17 protein-coding genes and 2 pseudogenes are annotated in these 16,693 nt (G+C 46.4%); 15 read left to right on the top strand and 4 right to left on the bottom strand.

Features of this window, described 5'->3' with window-relative positions; all coding sequences use genetic code 11:
- Positions 1-79: 79 nt before the first annotated feature.
- The 11 genes from NDI44_RS17860 to NDI44_RS17810 all read left to right on the top strand — a co-directional run bounded on the left by NDI44_RS17860 (position 80) and on the right by NDI44_RS17810 (position 8,365).
- Positions 80-370 (top strand): type II toxin-antitoxin system Phd/YefM family antitoxin, encoded by a 291-nt coding sequence (locus NDI44_RS17860; RefSeq protein ID WP_190411300.1) that lies wholly within the window; start codon positions 80-82, stop codon positions 368-370.
- Positions 363-632, top strand: a complete 270-nt coding sequence (locus tag NDI44_RS17855) for a type II toxin-antitoxin system RelE/ParE family toxin (RefSeq protein WP_190411299.1) — start codon at positions 363-365, stop codon at positions 630-632. The genes NDI44_RS17860 and NDI44_RS17855 overlap by 8 nt, the downstream gene beginning before the upstream one ends.
- A gap of 189 nt (positions 633-821) precedes the next feature.
- On the top strand, positions 822-1,226 hold the full coding sequence (locus tag NDI44_RS17850) for a hypothetical protein (RefSeq protein WP_348235302.1): 405 nt from the start codon (positions 822-824) through the stop codon (positions 1,224-1,226).
- A gap of 87 nt (positions 1,227-1,313) precedes the next feature.
- Positions 1,314-1,547 carry a hypothetical protein gene (locus tag NDI44_RS17845; protein WP_190411297.1) on the top strand — a complete coding sequence of 78 codons (234 nt, stop codon included), beginning with the start codon at positions 1,314-1,316 and terminating at the stop codon, positions 1,545-1,547.
- A 429-nt stretch (positions 1,548-1,976) separates the two neighbouring features.
- Positions 1,977-2,309, top strand: a complete 333-nt coding sequence (locus NDI44_RS17840; protein WP_190411296.1) for a hypothetical protein — start codon at positions 1,977-1,979, stop codon at positions 2,307-2,309.
- Positions 2,310-2,726: 417 nt separating this feature from the next.
- On the top strand, positions 2,727-4,256 hold the full coding sequence (psbB, locus tag NDI44_RS17835) for a photosystem II chlorophyll-binding protein CP47 (RefSeq protein ID WP_190411295.1): 1,530 nt from the start codon (positions 2,727-2,729) through the stop codon (positions 4,254-4,256).
- A 113-nt stretch (positions 4,257-4,369) separates the two neighbouring features.
- Positions 4,370-4,468, top strand: a complete 99-nt coding sequence (locus tag NDI44_RS17830) for a photosystem II reaction center protein T (protein WP_190411294.1) — start codon at positions 4,370-4,372, stop codon at positions 4,466-4,468.
- Positions 4,469-4,670: 202 nt separating this feature from the next.
- Entirely contained in the window at positions 4,671-5,234 is a 564-nt protein-coding gene (nrdR, locus tag NDI44_RS17825; protein WP_190411293.1) for a transcriptional regulator NrdR, read from the top strand.
- A 65-nt stretch (positions 5,235-5,299) separates the two neighbouring features.
- On the top strand, positions 5,300-6,139 hold the full coding sequence (locus tag NDI44_RS17820; protein ID WP_190411292.1) for a S1 RNA-binding domain-containing protein: 840 nt from the start codon (positions 5,300-5,302) through the stop codon (positions 6,137-6,139).
- Between the two features lie 250 nt (positions 6,140-6,389).
- Positions 6,390-7,511 (top strand): 30S ribosomal protein S1, encoded by a 1,122-nt coding sequence (locus NDI44_RS17815; protein WP_190411291.1) that lies wholly within the window; start codon positions 6,390-6,392, stop codon positions 7,509-7,511.
- Positions 7,512-7,618: 107 nt separating this feature from the next.
- The gene (locus NDI44_RS17810; RefSeq protein WP_190411290.1) at positions 7,619-8,365 is read left to right on the top strand and encodes an HAD family hydrolase; all 747 of its coding nucleotides are present in this window, start codon (positions 7,619-7,621) and stop codon (positions 8,363-8,365) included.
- Between the two features lie 30 nt (positions 8,366-8,395).
- Here the strand turns inward: NDI44_RS17810 and NDI44_RS17805 are convergent.
- Positions 8,396-8,875, bottom strand: a pseudogene (locus NDI44_RS17805) (hypothetical protein).
- Between the two features lie 307 nt (positions 8,876-9,182).
- Here NDI44_RS17805 and metK point away from each other — a divergent pair.
- From metK to NDI44_RS17790, 3 genes are all read left to right on the top strand, one after another.
- On the top strand, positions 9,183-10,439 hold the full coding sequence (metK, locus tag NDI44_RS17800; protein ID WP_190411289.1) for a methionine adenosyltransferase: 1,257 nt from the start codon (positions 9,183-9,185) through the stop codon (positions 10,437-10,439).
- 181 nt (positions 10,440-10,620) lie between these two features.
- Positions 10,621-12,219: a glycosyltransferase family 39 protein gene (locus NDI44_RS17795; protein WP_199304759.1), complete on the top strand. Its 1,599-nt coding sequence runs from the start codon at positions 10,621-10,623 to the stop codon at positions 12,217-12,219.
- Positions 12,220-12,269: 50 nt separating this feature from the next.
- A complete protein-coding gene (locus tag NDI44_RS17790) occupies positions 12,270-12,653 on the top strand; it encodes a YkvA family protein (protein ID WP_190411287.1) in 384 nt (127 codons plus the stop codon).
- 8 nt (positions 12,654-12,661) lie between these two features.
- On the opposite strand, the gene NDI44_RS17785 is transcribed toward NDI44_RS17790, so the two are convergent.
- Positions 12,662-13,405: an SIMPL domain-containing protein gene (locus tag NDI44_RS17785; RefSeq protein ID WP_190411286.1), complete on the bottom strand. Its 744-nt coding sequence runs from the start codon at positions 13,403-13,405 to the stop codon at positions 12,662-12,664.
- A 255-nt stretch (positions 13,406-13,660) separates the two neighbouring features.
- Here NDI44_RS17785 and NDI44_RS17780 point away from each other — a divergent pair, with 255 nt between their 5' ends.
- Positions 13,661-15,445, top strand: coding sequence for an ATP-binding protein (locus NDI44_RS17780; protein ID WP_190411285.1), 1,785 nt, complete (start codon positions 13,661-13,663; stop codon positions 15,443-15,445).
- A gap of 27 nt (positions 15,446-15,472) precedes the next feature.
- Here the strand turns inward: NDI44_RS17780 and NDI44_RS17775 are convergent.
- Together NDI44_RS17775 and NDI44_RS17770 are read right to left on the bottom strand one after the other, a co-directional pair.
- Positions 15,473-15,832: pseudogene (locus NDI44_RS17775) on the bottom strand (transposase); the annotation flags it as partial.
- Between the two features lie 35 nt (positions 15,833-15,867).
- Entirely contained in the window at positions 15,868-16,503 is a 636-nt protein-coding gene (locus NDI44_RS17770; protein ID WP_190411284.1) for a PEP-CTERM sorting domain-containing protein, read from the bottom strand.
- Between the last annotated feature and the right edge of the window lie 190 nt (positions 16,504-16,693).

Here is a 16,693-nt window from a genome sequence, read left to right as displayed (position 1 = left end):
GGACTCATACATAATCTTAGCGGTTAGCATTGATGTTAGCGTTTGCTCTAAATTTTACGATTGGCAGGAGTTGTGTAGGATGACTGAACTAACCTCAGCCCAAGCTCAAGAAACGTTTTCAGAACTCATTACTCGTGTTGGCGAACGTGGAGAGAGGTTTGTGATTGAACAGGAAGGTCAAGCAGTTGCTGCCATGATCAGCTATGCAGATTTAAAGCGTTTTGAGGCTTTGGAAGATGCTTTAGATTCTTCGATGCTGCGCCGTGCTATTGCTGAAAATAAAGAGTTTGTAACCCTTGAAGAAGTCATAGTAGGTTATAACGAATTGCATAATACAAATCTCGACTTTAACAGCACGCTCGATGAGTGAGAGATATGCCTTAAGACTCGCCAAGTCTGCTGAAAAAGATTTGTTTGATTTACAAGCTAAACAGTTCAAGCAGGTTGCTAAAAAAGTCTTTTCTCTTCAGGGTAATCCTAGACCTCAAGACTGCAAGCAATTAGAAGGTTATCCGGGCGGCTATCGTGTCGATCAGGGAGAGTACCGAATTCTCTACACTATTGAAGAGGGTGAGGTGCGCGTGTTTAGGATAGGTAAGCGTAATGATGATGAAGTTTATGAGAACTTGTAGCTTTTGATGCCACCTTCATGGAGTGTCCAGCACCCACGACGATGACATCAAAAAAGCCCGTAATTATACTGAGGGTAGTGAATGCTTGCTCATGCTTGAATTAAGTATCAAAGGAGCAGATTGTATCTTAGAGGTTCTACTCTACCCCACACAATTAAGTTCTCAGAAACAATAAAATTAAGTGCGCTAATGAATAGGTTAGGATTTTTTAGTTTGACTGCTGCCCTGGGTTCCTCATGGGCTTTTTTACTGTCTTCTCCAGCATTTGCAAGTAATCATTTATTACTTTATGGCGGTCAGGATCATAATATTTTCCTTGGCTGCTTTACCTGTCACGAGTTAAATCCTGACTCTATCAGTAACGAGATTGGTCGTTATGGAAGTGAGGTTTCACCCACCAGCATTTTTAATAAAGTTGGGCGATATGGCTCTCAGGTTTCTAACGAAAGTGTTTGCAATCCTAGAGCATCTTATCCACCCGTTGTGGTGGACGAGGCGGGAGATATTTATGGTTATCTTACAGTCAACTTATCTGCTCGTGATGCAATCCAAATTCCTCAACTTCAAGGTCTTGTAATGGGAATCTGTAGATAGCGAGATAGGGGTTTGTAGAAAGAGAATCCGCGTTTACAAGCTATAAAAACGTTAACATAGTAATAATCATCAAGCAAGGTGTCACTTATGGAAAGTGTGGACTCTATTTCGCTGCAACAGCAGGTCAACGAGCTACTCCATCGCGTTCAAATTCTGGAATCCGAGGTAAAACAGCAACACCAACTAATTGAACACCTTTCAAAAGCTCTAGATAATGAGCAATCCCAGATAAAGTTTGCTCAGATAGAATCTGATTTGAGAAGAAAAGAGAAAGAGGATGATGCAAAAAGAGCTAGAGAAACATACAAGGGGAAATTTTAATACTACAGAAAATTTTTTTGTTGGTTGGATGCCTAATCTCAAACACCAAGAAGTTTTAAAGGTACGGAAAAACTGTACCTTTTTTTATTCTATTAACTCATTGTCTAGCTAAAGTACCTTTTTTATATATTCTGATATTTTGTTTAATCATATAAAGTGCGATCGCCTTCATCAACTAAGATGCCCTAGCCAAGGGACGCTTTGTTCGCTTCGCCTTGAATCCTTTTGCATCCCCTCAAGCTTACATAAGCCCGATCGCATCTTTAGCCATGTTTCCTGAGAAAGGGTAACGAAATATACTTATAAGTTTAATTTATAGTCTCTAGGAGAGCAGATTTCGTCATAACCAGGACATCTGGGTGATAGAAGTGGTAGTTAATGGTGAACAACTTCCAAATCTAGCGCCTGTATAAAGAAAGTTGAAAGTTCGTGAAGTATTTTTTCCTTTCTGATGGATGGACTGTCGGTCGAGTATGGGAATTCGGCGGCTTGTGGAACGAAAACTCCTGGCGACGCAAACCCGAAATTCAGCAAATGAACCTTTGCATCTTCGAGCAAGGTGAAAAACTGTGGCTGTATCGAGTAGAAGACGCAATTCTCATGGTCGAAGTCAAACCCACAGCCAATGTCTCAACTGACTCAGGCAATCAGAATATTGGTCAAGTGGTACTAAAACGCTTGATTGATGCTGAAGATGTCATCCAGAGAATGAACGAGTCAGCAGCGTTACCCCAACTCAGCAGCACCCAGGAGTCGGGATGAAAGGTTAAGAATGCGATCGCTACCTTAATCCCAACTGTCAACCCGCTTGCAATGGATTCTAACAATAGTTACACTTCTTTAAATGGTAACTCCCCTCGGTCTTCCGACCTAGGAATGGCGTGAACCTGGTGTGACGAGGCCAAAAACCTTATCGACACGATAAATCGTGTCTGTAACATCTGCCGAGGTAAAACATCAAGTACGCGAAACTCTCATGCAAAAAGCCTGCAATCGGCATGGCTTTTAAAGCTAAGAGTAGGTAACATAATCTTTCATTTTCACTTTTGCCTTGTGAAACAGTCCCGCAGTCTTGCAAGAGAGCTTCTCTGGCTTAGATTATGGTAAACAACGGCAAATCGCACATAAAAAAAGAAGCGTCGAAGTAGACACTTATTCATCTGAGGAGGAGCGTAGTCAATGGGACTACCCTGGTACCGAGTACACACAGTCGTCCTGAACGATCCAGGTCGATTGATATCTGTACACCTGATGCATACTGCCCTCGTGGCAGGCTGGGCCGGTTCGATGGCCCTGTACGAACTCGCAATTTTTGACCCCAGCGACCCAGTCCTGAACCCCATGTGGCGTCAGGGGATGTTTGTACTGCCATTCATGGCTCGCTTGGGTGTAACCGAATCCTGGGGTGGTTGGAGCATTACTGGCAGCTCAGGAAACTACCCTGGCGTATGGTCATTTGAAGGCGTTGCTGCCGCTCATATCGTCCTTTCCGGTCTGCTGTTCCTGGCTGCCGTCTGGCACTGGGTTTACTGGGATTTGGAACTGTTTAGAGACCCCCGCACCGGCCAACCAGCGCTCGACTTGCCAAAGATGTTTGGCATTCACCTGCTTTTGTCGGGTCTTTTGTGCTTTGGATTCGGTGCATTCCACCTGTCGGGGCTATTTGGCCCTGGTATGTGGGTTTCCGACCCCTACGGTATCACTGGCAGCGTCCAACCTGTCGCGCCAGAGTGGGGACCCGATGGCTTTAATCCGTTCAATCCTGGCGGTGTCGTCGCTCACCACATTGCAGCAGGTGTCGTAGGAATTATCGCTGGTTTGTTTCACCTAGCAGTTCGACCCCCAGAGCGGCTCTACAAAGCTTTGCGGATGGGGAACATCGAAACTGTGCTTTCCAGCAGTATTGCCGCTGTATTCTTTGCCGCCTTCGTTGTGGCAGGTACGATGTGGTACGGCAGTGCTACAACTCCGATTGAGCTGTTTGGTCCCACCCGCTATCAGTGGGATGGCGGTTACTTCAAGCAAGAAATTGACCGGCGCATTCAAGCCAATATTGCTGAAGGGGCGAGCGCTTCCGAAGCTTGGTCGCAAATTCCAGAAAAACTCGCATTTTATGACTATGTCGGAAACAGCCCTGCGAAGGGTGGTTTGTTCCGCGCAGGTCCAATGAATAAAGGAGATGGGATTGCTCAGGCTTGGTTAGGGCATCCAATATTCAAAGATGCTGAAGGTCGGGAATTGTCGGTACGTCGTCTTCCCAACTTCTTTGAAACCTTCCCCGTGATCTTGACCGATAAAGACGGTGTGATTCGCGCCGATATTCCGTTCCGTCGGGCAGAATCAAAAAATAGCTTTGAGCAAGCGGGTGTCACCGTAAGCTTATACGGCGGTGCTTTGGATGGGAAAACTTTTGATGACCCCGCTAAAGTGAAGCAATTTGCTCGTAAAGCTCAGCTGGGTGAGCCTTTTGCCTTCGACCGCGAAACGCTGAATTCTGACGGGGTGTTCCGCACCAGTCCCCGTGGCTGGTTCACATTCGGACACGCTGTATTTGCTCTGTTGTTCTTCTTCGGGCACCTCTGGCATGGCTCTCGGACTCTGTTCCGGGATGTGTTTGCTGGGGTTGAAGCTGACCTGGAAGAGCAGGTTGAGTGGGGTCTGTTCCAGAAAGTGGGTGACAAGAGTACCCGCAAGAAGGAAGCTGTCTAGAAATGTAATCAGGCGAAAGGCAAAAGTTAAGTATTTTTCTTTGACCTTTTGCCTTTTTAGTTTTTCTTGACAAGGTAGACTGGTAGTAAAGCAAACAATCAGGAAATTCTGATATGGAAGCCGCTGCTTACATTTTGATTTTGACCCTCGCATTGGGTACTCTCTTCTTTGCGATCGCTTTCCGCGAACCTCCTCGGATTGAGAAGAAGTAGTTCGCACCTAAAGCTCGCAGCACTACAACTTAATATTTAGGAAAAGCTACTGAGCCGCAACTGTCTTAACCCTTGTATTTCCACAAGGGTTAAGATAATAACCGGCTCAGCTTTTCCAATTTTAGGTATTTCTTTAGTAAAGTGGCAGATAATTCTAATCCTTCCTCACGCTCGTCTATCCAACAAGCGAGGACTTTTTAAAATGCAATGTCCTTTATGCCAGTACACCGATAGCCGTGTCCTTGAGTCCCGTTCCACGGAAGCCGGACAAAGTATCCGGCGACGCCGCGAGTGTTTGAAGTGCAATCATCGCTTCACTACCTACGAACGCATTGAATTTGTTCCAATTACGGTGATCAAACGGGGAGGTCAGCGAGACTCCTTTGATCGTTCCAAGTTAATTCGTGGGATTGTTCGAGCCTGTGAAAAAACCGGCATCCCCCAAGGAACTCTGGAAGTATTGGTTGATGAAATTGAAGCAGAATTACAGCAGCGCATCATCAGAGAAGTCACCAGTCAAGAAATTGGGGAATTAGTCCTCCAGCGTCTGCAATCTATCAGCGAAGTTGCATATATCCGTTTTGCCTCGGTCTATCGGCAGTTTCAAGGAATTCGAGATTTTGTGGATACCTTGAATCATCTGCGAAGTCATGGCAGTGGAACAGAGGAAGACACGGAACTAACAGATCCTCTCGAAAATAATAAGCCTTCCTTATCAGAGCCTGGTGACACAGCAATCCAGGCTTCTTTGTTTATTGGTTATTAGTAACTAGCGGTTGACAAAGCTGCTACAGTATGCGGTAGAGATGCGGTAGGTACAGCCGAACATTTTTGAATTCAAATTTATCTAGCTTTCGTCCTGGCGACGTTGTAATTGGTAAAGCGATCGCTCTGGAGCCGGAGGGCGCTTTAATTGACATTGGCGCACCAACAGCTATTTTTCTCCCAATTCGGGAAATGTCAATCAATGAGATTGACTCTCCAGAAGAAGCCTTGCAACTGAACGAATCCCGCGAATTTTTGATTGTAAATCAATACGATGAAGCGGGGAATTTGATACTTGGTCTTTCCATCCGACAGCTAGAGAAAAAGCTGGCTTGGGAACGAGTGCGTCAAATGCAAGCCGAAAACGTCACAGTTTACGCCATAATTTTTGAAACTCATCGCTTTGGCGTATCAGTTAAAGTTGAGGGGTTGCGCGGCTGTGTTTTACATTCTCGTCTCGATACCCGCAAGCCGAAAGAAGAGTTAATGGGAGAAGAAATCCCTATCAAGATCGTTGAGGTAGATGAAGACCGCGATCGCTTGTTTGTTTCCCATCGACTAGCACTGTATCCAGCAGGGATAAAGCATTTAGAAGTTGGTCAAGTTGTTACTGGGAGAGTACTTGCACTCAAGCCGTATGGTGCATTTATCAATATTGCAGTCATTAACGCTCTGCTGCACATTTCCGAAATTTCCCACGCTGACTTTGACAAACCTGAAAGTATTTTTAAGGTCGATGATGAAATAAAAGCAATGATAATTTCGATGGATGCTGAGAAAGATCGCGTCTCACTCTCCACAAAAGCACTAGAACCCGAACTAGGTGATATGCTGAAAAATCCTCAGAAAGTCTATGAAAAAGCTGAGGAAATGGCGGCAAAGTACCGCAACCAGATGCAGAAATAGTAGTTGTTGCCTCAGATGTAGTCTTTAGCTGAAATACCGCTTACCTACTGCTAGGGAGCAATTTTAGCCAAACGGAGGATGAGCAAATTAAGTTATAATATCCTGTCTGGACAACTTCTCGCTCCTAGAAAATCTCATACAATAGGTTTGGCGAGAGAGCTATGTAGGTGTAAACTGCACGCGGTAAACGTGGGCGTACATCGACAGGAGGCACAGTTAAATACGGAGATAACACCAGGAAACGATACGCATGGTCAATCAGAAAACAACCGCTACAGCAGATATTGGATTTTCTCACGAAGATTTTGCGGCCCTACTCGATAAGTACGACTATCACTTTAATCCCGGTGATATTGTCGCCGGTACCGTGTTCAGTTTAGAGCCTAGGGGCGCTCTGATTGACATTGGCGCTAAAACAGCGGCTTACATTCCGATTCAGGAGATGTCAATCAATCGGGTTGATGCTCCGGAAGAAGTGTTGCAGTCCAACGAGACGCGAGAATTTTTCATTCTGACCGACGAGAATGAAGATGGACAGCTAACCCTTTCCATCCGCCGCATTGAGTACATGCGAGCATGGGAGCGAGTCAGGCAGTTGCAGACAGAAGACGCTACAGTGCGATCGCTTGTCTTCGCTACCAATCGCGGTGGTGCATTGGTACGAATTGAAGGATTGCGCGGGTTTATTCCCGGTTCTCACATCAGCACTCGCAAACCCAAGGAAGATTTGGTTGGTGAAGAACTACCGCTAAAATTCTTAGAGGTAGACGAAGACCGCAACCGTCTAGTTCTGTCGCACCGACGGGCGCTGGTCGAGCGGAAGATGAATCGCCTGGAAGTGGGCGAGGTCGTGATTGGAACGGTACGAGGCATCAAGCCTTATGGTGCATTTATTGATATTGGCGGCGTCAGCGGACTGCTGCACATCTCCGAGATTTCCCACGACCACATCGACACGCCTCACAGCGTCTTCAATGTCAATGATGAAGTGAAAGTGATGATCATTGACCTTGATGCTGAACGGGGACGGATTTCGCTCTCCACCAAGCAGCTAGAGCCAGAACCGGGCGACATGATCAAGAACCGCGATCGCGTCTATGACATGGCGGAAGAAATGGCGGCTAAGTATCGGGAGCAGATGCGAGCCAAGCTGCAAGGCACTACGATACCTTCTATAGAAATCGGCGTTTCTGACGAAGAAGCGCTACCTGCTATCGAAGATGAAGACGTGCCACCTGCTACAGAAGAGGCAGAAGTGCCCCCCGCTATCGAAGCTGAAGAGGTGCCACCCGCTACAGAAGAGGAAGAAGAGCCGTCTGAGATCGAAGCTATCGAAGCTAAAGAGCTGACACCCGCTACAGAACAAGAGTAATTTTGTTAGGGGAAAGACATTTCAGATTTGAAGTTTGAAATTAGTGATGACCAAAGAGGGAATTTCCCTCTTTTTTTATTGCAGTTTAATGAGTTGAGGGGGAAATTTTGGTAACAATTCGCTGTCGAGAGGTCACGTTCCCGAATATCCAGGCGGTAATTTTTGACAAGGACGGCACCCTAGAAGATTCGGAGTCATTTTTGAGAAAGTTGGGGCAAAAGCGATCGCGCATTATAGACGCCCAAATTCCCGGAACCGGAGATCCTTTATTGATGGCGTTTGGCATTAATGGAGATACTCTCGATCCGACGGGGTTATTAGCCGTAGGCAGTCATGGAGAGAATGAAATTGCTGCTGCTGCTTATATTGCTGAGACCGGGCGGGGGTGGTTGGAATCAAGAGCGATCGCTCGTCGCGCCTTTAATGAAGCCGACCAATTTCTAAAAGATGCTGCCCCTTCCCCCTTATTTGTCGGTTCCTTGGAAGTGCTGCAACTTCTGTTTCAAGCTGGCTTAAAATTAGGAATTTTATCAGCTGCTTCTACCTCACGAGTAGAAGCATTTGTCAAGCGTCATCAGCTCTCGCCCTATATCCAGCTAGAGATGGGAGTTGATGAAGGTCCCACTAAACCCGATCCAGCCTTATTTTTGCAAGCTTGCCAGAGACTGGGAGTTTCACCCAGCAATACTCTGATGGTGGGAGATTCTGCCGGAGATATTCAGATGGCACGTCAGGCGGGTGCGGCTGGTTGTATTGGTATCTGCTGGGGAAAACCAGAGGCAGCACATCTAGAGAGTGCAGATGTCGCGATCGCGCAACTCGACGAAATTCAAATTTTGGATGCTAATGGCTAATCGGTGAGAACCCCTGACACCCGTTAGCCATTAGCTATCAGGCAAATTCCCAAAGCGATCGCGATAACGAGCTAACAGGTTTTCCAGATCAGCAAGCTGTTGTTGAGCAAATTCCCGCTGCTGGCGCTCTTGTTCGGCTCGTTGGTGTTCTTGTTCGGCTCGTTGGTGTTCTTGTTCGGCTCGTTGGCGTTCTTGTTCGGCTTGTTCTTCTGCCTGCTGTCGCCTCTGAGTTTCCCGCTTTAGCGCCTGCATTAGCTCATCGGCAATTAGCAACTTTTCCCCAGTATCTTCTCGGTAAAAGCCAAGTAGTTTCCCTTTTAGGAAAGCCTTGGGAATAGTCAAGAAACTGGTTAGCAAGAACAGTTGCCTGACGCTCTGCCAAGTATTGTTTGAGGACTTCCAAAGTCGTCAAAATGGCATAGAGATGGTCATAGGTTTCTGCTACTGGTTCACCATCGGCACTAGGGGAAAAGATTTCTGCGGTTGGGCTGTCGGTAAAATTGCTGTCATCACTAGCACCGTCTCAGCGTCACCGATTTATTTGTAATTGGCATGAGCGCGATCGCTTTCGTGTCCACCAAGAGCGACTATTCTGATGGAAATCATCGAAAAATTCCCGCTACAAGCAGATCCCCGATGTCTTCCCAGTGTAACGCCAAATACGTAGGGCAGCCGATTCGCTTCATCAAAGCTTTATCAAAGAAATTGACTATTATAGCGATCGCGTCTCAATGTTTTTAGGATCGCAGGTTAAAATAGCTTAACTTAACTCAAATCACTGCCCTAGCAAGAGCCATCATCCCAGGAGGAATTGCCCTTGTCTCGTCGCTACCTATTTACGTCTGAATCTGTTACTGAAGGTCATCCCGATAAAATCTGCGATCAGATTTCTGACACCATTCTAGATGCGCTACTGACACAAGACCCCAGCAGCCGCGTCGCCGCAGAAGTCGTCGTCAACACCGGCTTAGTGCTAATCACAGGTGAAATTACCACCAAAGCTCAAGTAAATTTCGTTAACTTAGCCCGGAAAAAAATTGCAGAGATCGGCTACACCGATGCCGATAATGGCTTCTCTGCCAACAGCTGCTCAGTCTTGGTTGCCTTGGATGAACAATCCCCAGATATTGCCCAAGGTGTTACCACCGCGCAGGAAACCCGCGAAGAAGCCAGCGACGACCAATTAGACGCCATTGGCGCTGGCGATCAAGGCATCATGTTTGGCTTCGCCTGCAACGAGACACCGGAACTGATGCCCTTGCCGATCAGTTTGTCACACCGAATTTCTCGCCGCCTTGCAGCAGTTCGGAAAACTGGACAATTGCCTTACCTGCGTCCAGACGGCAAAACTCAAGTAACGGTTGCCTATGAAGGTGGGAAACCCGTTGGGATTGACACCATCCTGATTTCCACCCAGCACACCGCCAACATTGGTGAAATTAGCGAGCAATCCGCAGTCCAAGCCAAGATTAAAGAAGATTTGTGGGCGGCGGTTGTACAACCCGTTTTTGCGGATATGGCGATTCAGCCGGACGAAGAAACCCGCTTTCTAGTCAACCCCACTGGCAAATTCGTCATCGGGGGACCTCAAGGCGACTCTGGTCTGACCGGACGGAAAATTATTGTTGATACCTATGGCGGCTACTCCCGTCATGGTGGCGGTGCCTTCTCCGGAAAAGACCCGACAAAAGTAGACCGCAGTGCGGCTTACGCTTGTCGCTATGTGGCTAAAAACATTGTGGCGGCTGGCTTGGCAGAAAAATGCGAAGTCCAGTTGAGCTATGCAATTGGTGTTGCTCGACCCGTCAGTATTTTGGTAGAAACCTTCGGTACCGGCAAAGTAGACGATGAGCGCTTACTGGAACTGGTGAAACAGAACTTTGAATTGCGCCCAGCGGGGATTCTCCAAGAATTCAAATTACGTCACCTACCCAGCGATCGCGGCGGTCGTTTCTACCAAGATGTCGCTGCTTATGGTCACTTTGGACGGACGGATTTAGATTTGCCTTGGGAACAAACTGACAAAGCAGCACTCCTGCGGGAAGCAATGACCGAGTGTGAAGCGACTGCTTAACCCTTGTACTTCAAGTACCTGAATACCTCGAAGCTTAAAGCCGAAGAGATGCTTGCTTTGAAAAAAGCAGTTTCCTCTCGGCTTTTTTGTGAGGGTCAACAAAAAAGTTTAGATAAAAAAACATTAAAATCTTCTAGGCTAATTTTCAACTAAATAAAATGACTGCTTAATGAGAAGTCAAATGCTTAAAATCTCTCGCCTACAGGCATTATTACCCTATTTGACCTTGTTACTTTGGTCAGTCCCTTTATTGCTATTCAGTCACGAACAGCAAAGCCTAATGGCGCATGATGAGGGACTTTACTCTTGGCGAGCTAAATTAATAGTGGAGTCTAGCAACTGGTTAAAGCCCTCTATCGCTAATTATGGTAAAACTCCCGGTGCCTATTGGTTGATTGCCAGTTCATTCTCGCTGTTCGGCATTAGTGAGGTAACTGCGCGAATACCGAGCATCATTGCTGGCATCATTAGCGTGATATTGGTCTATGAAATTGGGACAATTTTGTTAAGTAAACGAGCCGCATGGTTAGCAGCGGCAATTCTAAGTGTTGAGTTTTTTTGGTTTCAATATAGTCGATTAGCCGTTCCAGATGTGCCGATGGTTTGCATGGCACTTTTGGGTATTTGGTCTTTATTAAAAGCTGAACGACATCCAAAATATCAAGGTTTTTGGAGCTTCGTCGCTGGTATAAGTTTAGGCCTGGGCTTCTTAATCAGAAGCTATATGATTTTTTTGCCAGCGATCGCGCTGTTACCTTACCTAATTTGGGAGCATCGTCGTCACCGACATCTCTCGAATCCCATGCTCTATTTAGGCTTTGCAGTTGGCTTCAGCCCAACAATCGTCTGGCTTTTGAATGGCTGGCTGTACTATGACAAAGATACTTTTCAGGAATTGTTCCAGTTTATTTTCAGGCTTAGCTCAGATGAAAGTGATGGAAATACTTGGCCTTACTATTTCTGGAATGTTCCAGCCAAAGCTTTTCCCTGGCCTTTTTTCAGCCTATTAGGTATAGGCATTTGTTTGCGAAATCTACTTCCTCGACAGAAGCTAATATTAGTTTTCCTTCCGCTGATTCTGTTTGTAGAACTCAGTTTTTTCTCGACTCGTTTGCCCCATTATGCTTTGGCTCTTTATCCTTTTGTGGCTTTATTGGCAGGACTTGCTTTGGATTGGCTTGCCATAATTTATGAGAACAAATCGCCGCGAAAATGGCTTCCGCAAAATCTCAGTTATGCCTTTGGGGGGTTAGCTTGCTTATTAGTGTTAGCAGGTGTGGCGTTGTACGGTAGTTTTCCGATTCCTGCCGTGAAAGGGGACGCACAAATACAAAAGTATGGAGCGATCGCTCTTGGTTTGGGGTTGGGTTGGCTAATGTTACCAGTGGTGTGGATAGGTCGTTATTACTTTGGCAAGAAGTTTTTAACGGCTCGTTATTGGTTAGCAGCTTGGTTGGTAGGACCTTGGTTTGCTTTAGCCGTAGCGGGAAGCACGGGTTTAATTGGAGATTACAACCCTGAGATCAAGGCATTAATGCAGCAGCCGGAAATTGCTGCTGTGTTACAAACTCATCCAGTGAATTGGATCAGAGGAACGGGAAAAACTGGAGTGCTACTATGCTTTTACACTCCCGATTTGGCGAAACAGGTTAAACAAGTTTCAGAGCTGCAACCGTCTAGCTACGCTTGGATTAGGTCAGAACAACTCGCCAATTTATCCTCGCCTTACCGAGCGATCGGGAAAGTCCGAGAGTGGCAACTTATTCAAGTATTGCAGTGAGCGATCGCTACAGCTTCATTAGCGTTTAACGTTCATTCAGGTCAACGCAAATGCAGGGATGGAAACAACATCTCCATCGGTTGAAAAAAGAAACCTACGCAATTTACTTGGCTTGTAAAGATCCCAGAGTTCCTTGGTATGCAAGGATATTGGCTGGGTTGATCGTCGCCTATGCCTTTAGTCCGATCGATCTCATTCCAGATTTTATCCCAGTCATTGGTTATCTAGACGATCTGATTCTTGTGCCGCTGGGAATTTGGCTGGTACTGAAGATGATTCCCCCAGCCGTGATGGCGGATTGTCGGGAAAGAGCAACAAGCGCGATCGCTCAAGATAAACCTACGAATTGGATTGTTGCCTTTATTATCGTGGCTATCTGGTTTGGGTTAGGGACTTTAGGTGTAATTTGGATTGGACGCATCCTGAAACGTTAAGCCGCTCTTTAATAGCGAATTTGCAAGGTAACGGATGAAATAATCTTCTGTTCGCCACCCACAACCGGCGTGTCAGCAGCCTGATTTCGAGGGGATAATAAAGCCTGCTCGGAGGCGATGACTGGCTGTGGTGGATTGACTCCATTGATTTGAATGCTGACAATTTCTCGCTGATTGAGAGCGAGTGCCCCCAACGCCGCTGCTGCTTGCTTTTGGGCGTCTTCGGAGGCTTTTTTAATCGCTTCCTGTTGAGCCTGCGCGATTGCTTCATCCGCAGCAACAAGATTAACGCCATCAATTCGTGTTGCACCGGCTTTGATGGCATCATCTAACAGCGTCCCGGCTTTTTCATGACCAGTCCGAAAACTTACAATGTTGGTGCCGATATATCCATTGAGGGTTTGCTTACCGTCTTTGAAACTATAGTTAGGAGCGAGAGTAATCCCAGTCGTTTTTAGTTCTTCCACCTGACGGGATTTCAGCAGTTTCACTACCGCAGAAGAGCGTTGGGCGACTTGCTGCTGAACTTCCTGAGAAGTTTTCCCCTGAACTTCCACACCCAAACGCGCTTGCGCGATCGTTGTCGGAATGCTGACATCTCCTTTTCCGGAGACAGTCAGGCTTCTGGGTAGTTTCTCTAGCGTCGGGGCAGATTGGCAGGCACTCAGGCTGAGGATACCCAGCGCTAGAGAAACAATTTTTACACGATTCCAGAAATTCGGCTTAGCACTACACGGGAGAAAGCGATTCATATTTTGGAACACAAATTAGAACAACAAATAATCTCGTGTTCCTAATCTGGCACTGTAGCTTTCGAGTAGTGCTTTAGGTTACATTTTTGGAAACTTAACCCTTTCCTCGATCTTGTTTAAAACACCATACAAATCACATTGGCTCAGCGGTGGTGCTGTTATAAAAGAAGTGGAGCTAAGGGTCGAGCGAGACTCGACTCGATCTAATAGGGCTGATTTGGTCATTTTTAGCAGCAAGGCAAGGAATTTGTGCTGATGCAACCTCAAGAGCCAACCGCTGCTGACGACACCACAGAGAGCCAAAAAGTTTTAGCGACTCAGTCGCTCTCGACCGACCGCCACTCGCTAAAATCTCTCTTACCTTGGAAACCGAAAGCCAGTTCTTGGCGCATCCACCAAAAGATTGGCTACGGCTATTTCCTAGCAATTGCGATTGGCTTTTTCGGTTCGCTAGCTGGGTTAGTAATCGCAGACTATTACCAAGGGCAAGGCGTCAAACAACTCAATGATGCCCACGTACAAGCACAACTGCTCGGAAATTTTAAGGATGCGGTCATCGAGGTGCAATTACATGGTTCGCATTTAGCTGCTGTACTAGAGGATTCACAACAGCTGCAATTGGAAAAAGCGCAATTTTTCGACTGTGTTAGCAAAGCTAAGAAGTTGAGGTTGGAAATTGAACGCTTCATCAAGAGCAACCCTGCCTGGTTAGCAGCAACCCCCGACACAATACAGGAATTATTGCAGGCTTACACGACTACTTTGGACTCCTACGTTCAGCAAACTGAGTCTAGCTTGCAACCAATTGACCAATTGCAATTGCAGCCAAAGGCGGTTGAGTCAGCGCGACGGCAACTACTCATCGCGATCCGTGGGGAGTCAGCGATGACTTTAGAGCGCTTCAATGCACAATTGAGTACCCTCCTTGACATGGCTCAAAAGCAGGAGCAGCAAGGGAGAGAAGTGATGGAGAATGCTCAAGGACTGGAGAAAATCATTATTATCTTGAGTATGCTTGTTTCGGTTGCGATCGCAGGGACGATGGCGCTGCGTACCAGTCGCGCGATCGCACAGCCAGTCGTCACGGTTACTCAAGTGGCTCAGCAGGTAGCACGGGAATCTAATTTTGATCTGCGTGCCCCTGTCACCACTGGCGATGAAATTGGGTCATTAGCCACTTCTCTGAATCATCTCATCGAACGGGTATCCGAGCGAACCAAAGAATTGCAACAAGCGAAAGAATTAGCTGAAGCTTCTAGTACCTCCAAAAGTCAGTTTCTGGCGAATATGAGCCACGAGCTGCGTACACCCTTGAATGCCATCATTAACTTGAGCAAACTTCTCGAAGAAGATGCCCAGGATCTCGGCTTAAGCGATGAAGATTTTATTAGCGATCTTCAATCAATTAACTCTGCTGGCAAACATCTTCTGGCACTGATTAATGACATCCTCGACTTGTCGAAAATTGAAGCCGGGAAAATGACTCTCTACCCGGAAACGTTTGATATCAAAATGTTGATTATTAGCGTTGTCATAACAGTAAAACCGTTAGTAGAGAAGAATGGAAATGTCTTAGACGTTCATTGTGACGAGAATCTGGGCACCATGTACGCTGACCAGATTAAGGTGAGGCAGGTATTGTTTAATTTGCTCTCCAATGCTGCCAAGTTTACCGAGCAAGGTAAAGTGACGCTGACGGTGCAGAAAGATGAAAGCGCGATCGCCCAGAGTCAACTATCAGCAGCAAGTCTAAAAACCCGAAACTCTGATTCCTCCACCCTACATCCTTCATCCTTAAAAACGTCCTTCATCCTTTTTCGGGTCGCCGATACCGGGATTGGGATCTCGGATGAACAACAACAGCAATTGTTTCAAGCCTTTATGCAAGGAGATGCCTCGACTACCAAAAAGTATGGGGGTACTGGACTGGGATTGGCAATTAGCCGTCACTTCTGCCAGATGATGGGGGGTAATATTACTGTAGAAAGTCAGGAAGGGATGGGGTCTAGTTTCACGGTTCGCCTCCCCTTGAGTTTGTAAAGGACAGGGCTTACGCAAGGGACATTTCAGTCCAGTTTCACCATTGACGTACAGACAGCGGCGTCAAGCCAATGCCCCGAATCACGCGATGCTCATTCCCACTGTATTGCCGCCTGACCAGTATTGTCGCCTGACCAGTTCAATCGAGTCTGAATAACGCTTGTCTAGAACCGTATCATTTAATAGCACTTAGGCATTCTCGGACGGTTGTAGAAGGGGTTCCACGGTGTCGTCCCACAACTTTCGAGGCGTCAACTTCTCCCCACGCAGATAGCGATTGATGCGATCATGGCTAATACCCTCAAGATGATCGGTCAAGTTCGTGACCGTGTTGTTGACAGGACTGCTCAGTAGATATTGGCAGTAGTCGAGTTTGGTGAAGCTGATCTCCTCAGTTTAAATTGCTGCTGCGTAAGCCCTGTTTAAGCTTTTTGAGCAGTCTTCTTTAATAAGAAGCTCAGGGCTAAGACACAAAGACCTGCCATCGCACTGGGTTCCGGAACAGGATTGGGGGATGGCGCTTGACGAAGCGTCACAGTTAGCTGTTCTGGAAGAATATCTGTACGGAGAGAGCCAATAGTATCTTCTCTTCCGTAACCAATGCGTAATGCATAGTCGTTGGGGTCACTAGAGAGTTGATTAACTAAAGAAAAATTATCAAACCAGAAAACAAAGAAATAAGAGGTAGGAATGGGGACTGGATCCGGTAAATTTAAATCAAAACCTCTGAAAAAGAAGCTCAAACTAGAAAACTCTCCTGGCCCAATTCCACCGCCAAACCCCGCAGAAGTAGTCGCTCTAGTATTCACATTTGCCGTATCAGAATATGGAACTGGCGAACCGTCTATTTTAAGGTCTGATATCGCGTTTGGGAAGAAACCAGCGGTTGGAGAAGAATCCTGATCTGTCACCGAGGTATCTAAAGTAAAAGAAATTTCTTTTCTAAAACTTCTTAAAGAAAAGTCCAACAAAGCAGCTTCAGAGGGAGCTGAATTTATACCCATTGTGAGCAACGCTGCTCCCCCGACAATTCCTGTAACTTTTCTCATTAAACTCATAAAGTGTTCCTCTCATGCAGAATTAAGTTGAAGCCGAGAATGTAGACAGACCCAGCAGTTAGAATTCCTTGCCTACTAAGTTGCAATTAAAGGTGCCCTAGCCAGGTATTGAATACAACTCAGCCGTAAAAGGAAGCCTACTATTCTCCTCTGTGAATTTCTAGTAATTCCACGTAGACTTTACTGAAAA

The organism is Trichocoleus sp. DQ-A3, assembly GCF_039961975.1.
Lineage (GTDB): Bacteria > Cyanobacteriota > Cyanobacteriia > Cyanobacteriales > FACHB-T130 > FACHB-T130.
The sequence above is the reverse complement of the archived record's forward strand: the minus strand, read 5'-3'. Positions and strand labels throughout refer to the sequence as shown.

Bases quoted from the DNA above. Each gene is read 5' to 3' on its own strand.
- NDI44_RS17860 (WP_190411300.1), top strand. From the start codon at position 80: ATGACTGAACTAACCTCAGCCCAAGCTCAAGAAACGTTTTCAGAACTC.
- NDI44_RS17855 (WP_190411299.1), top strand. From the start codon at position 363: ATGAGTGAGAGATATGCCTTAAGACTCGCCAAGTCTGCTGAAAAAGAT.
- NDI44_RS17850 (WP_348235302.1), top strand. From the start codon at position 822: ATGAATAGGTTAGGATTTTTTAGTTTGACTGCTGCCCTGGGTTCCTCA.
- NDI44_RS17845 (WP_190411297.1), top strand. From the start codon at position 1,314: ATGGAAAGTGTGGACTCTATTTCGCTGCAACAGCAGGTCAACGAGCTA.
- psbB (WP_190411295.1), top strand. From the start codon at position 2,727: ATGGGACTACCCTGGTACCGAGTACACACAGTCGTCCTGAACGATCCA.
- NDI44_RS17830 (WP_190411294.1), top strand. From the start codon at position 4,370: ATGGAAGCCGCTGCTTACATTTTGATTTTGACCCTCGCATTGGGTACT.
- nrdR (WP_190411293.1), top strand. From the start codon at position 4,671: ATGCAATGTCCTTTATGCCAGTACACCGATAGCCGTGTCCTTGAGTCC.
- NDI44_RS17815 (WP_190411291.1), top strand. From the start codon at position 6,390: ATGGTCAATCAGAAAACAACCGCTACAGCAGATATTGGATTTTCTCAC.
- NDI44_RS17795 (WP_199304759.1), top strand. From the start codon at position 10,621: ATGCTTAAAATCTCTCGCCTACAGGCATTATTACCCTATTTGACCTTG.
- NDI44_RS17790 (WP_190411287.1), top strand. From the start codon at position 12,270: ATGCAGGGATGGAAACAACATCTCCATCGGTTGAAAAAAGAAACCTAC.
- NDI44_RS17785 (WP_190411286.1), bottom strand. From the start codon at position 13,405: ATGAATCGCTTTCTCCCGTGTAGTGCTAAGCCGAATTTCTGGAATCGT.
- NDI44_RS17780 (WP_190411285.1), top strand. From the start codon at position 13,661: ATGCAACCTCAAGAGCCAACCGCTGCTGACGACACCACAGAGAGCCAA.
- NDI44_RS17770 (WP_190411284.1), bottom strand. From the start codon at position 16,503: ATGAGTTTAATGAGAAAAGTTACAGGAATTGTCGGGGGAGCAGCGTTG.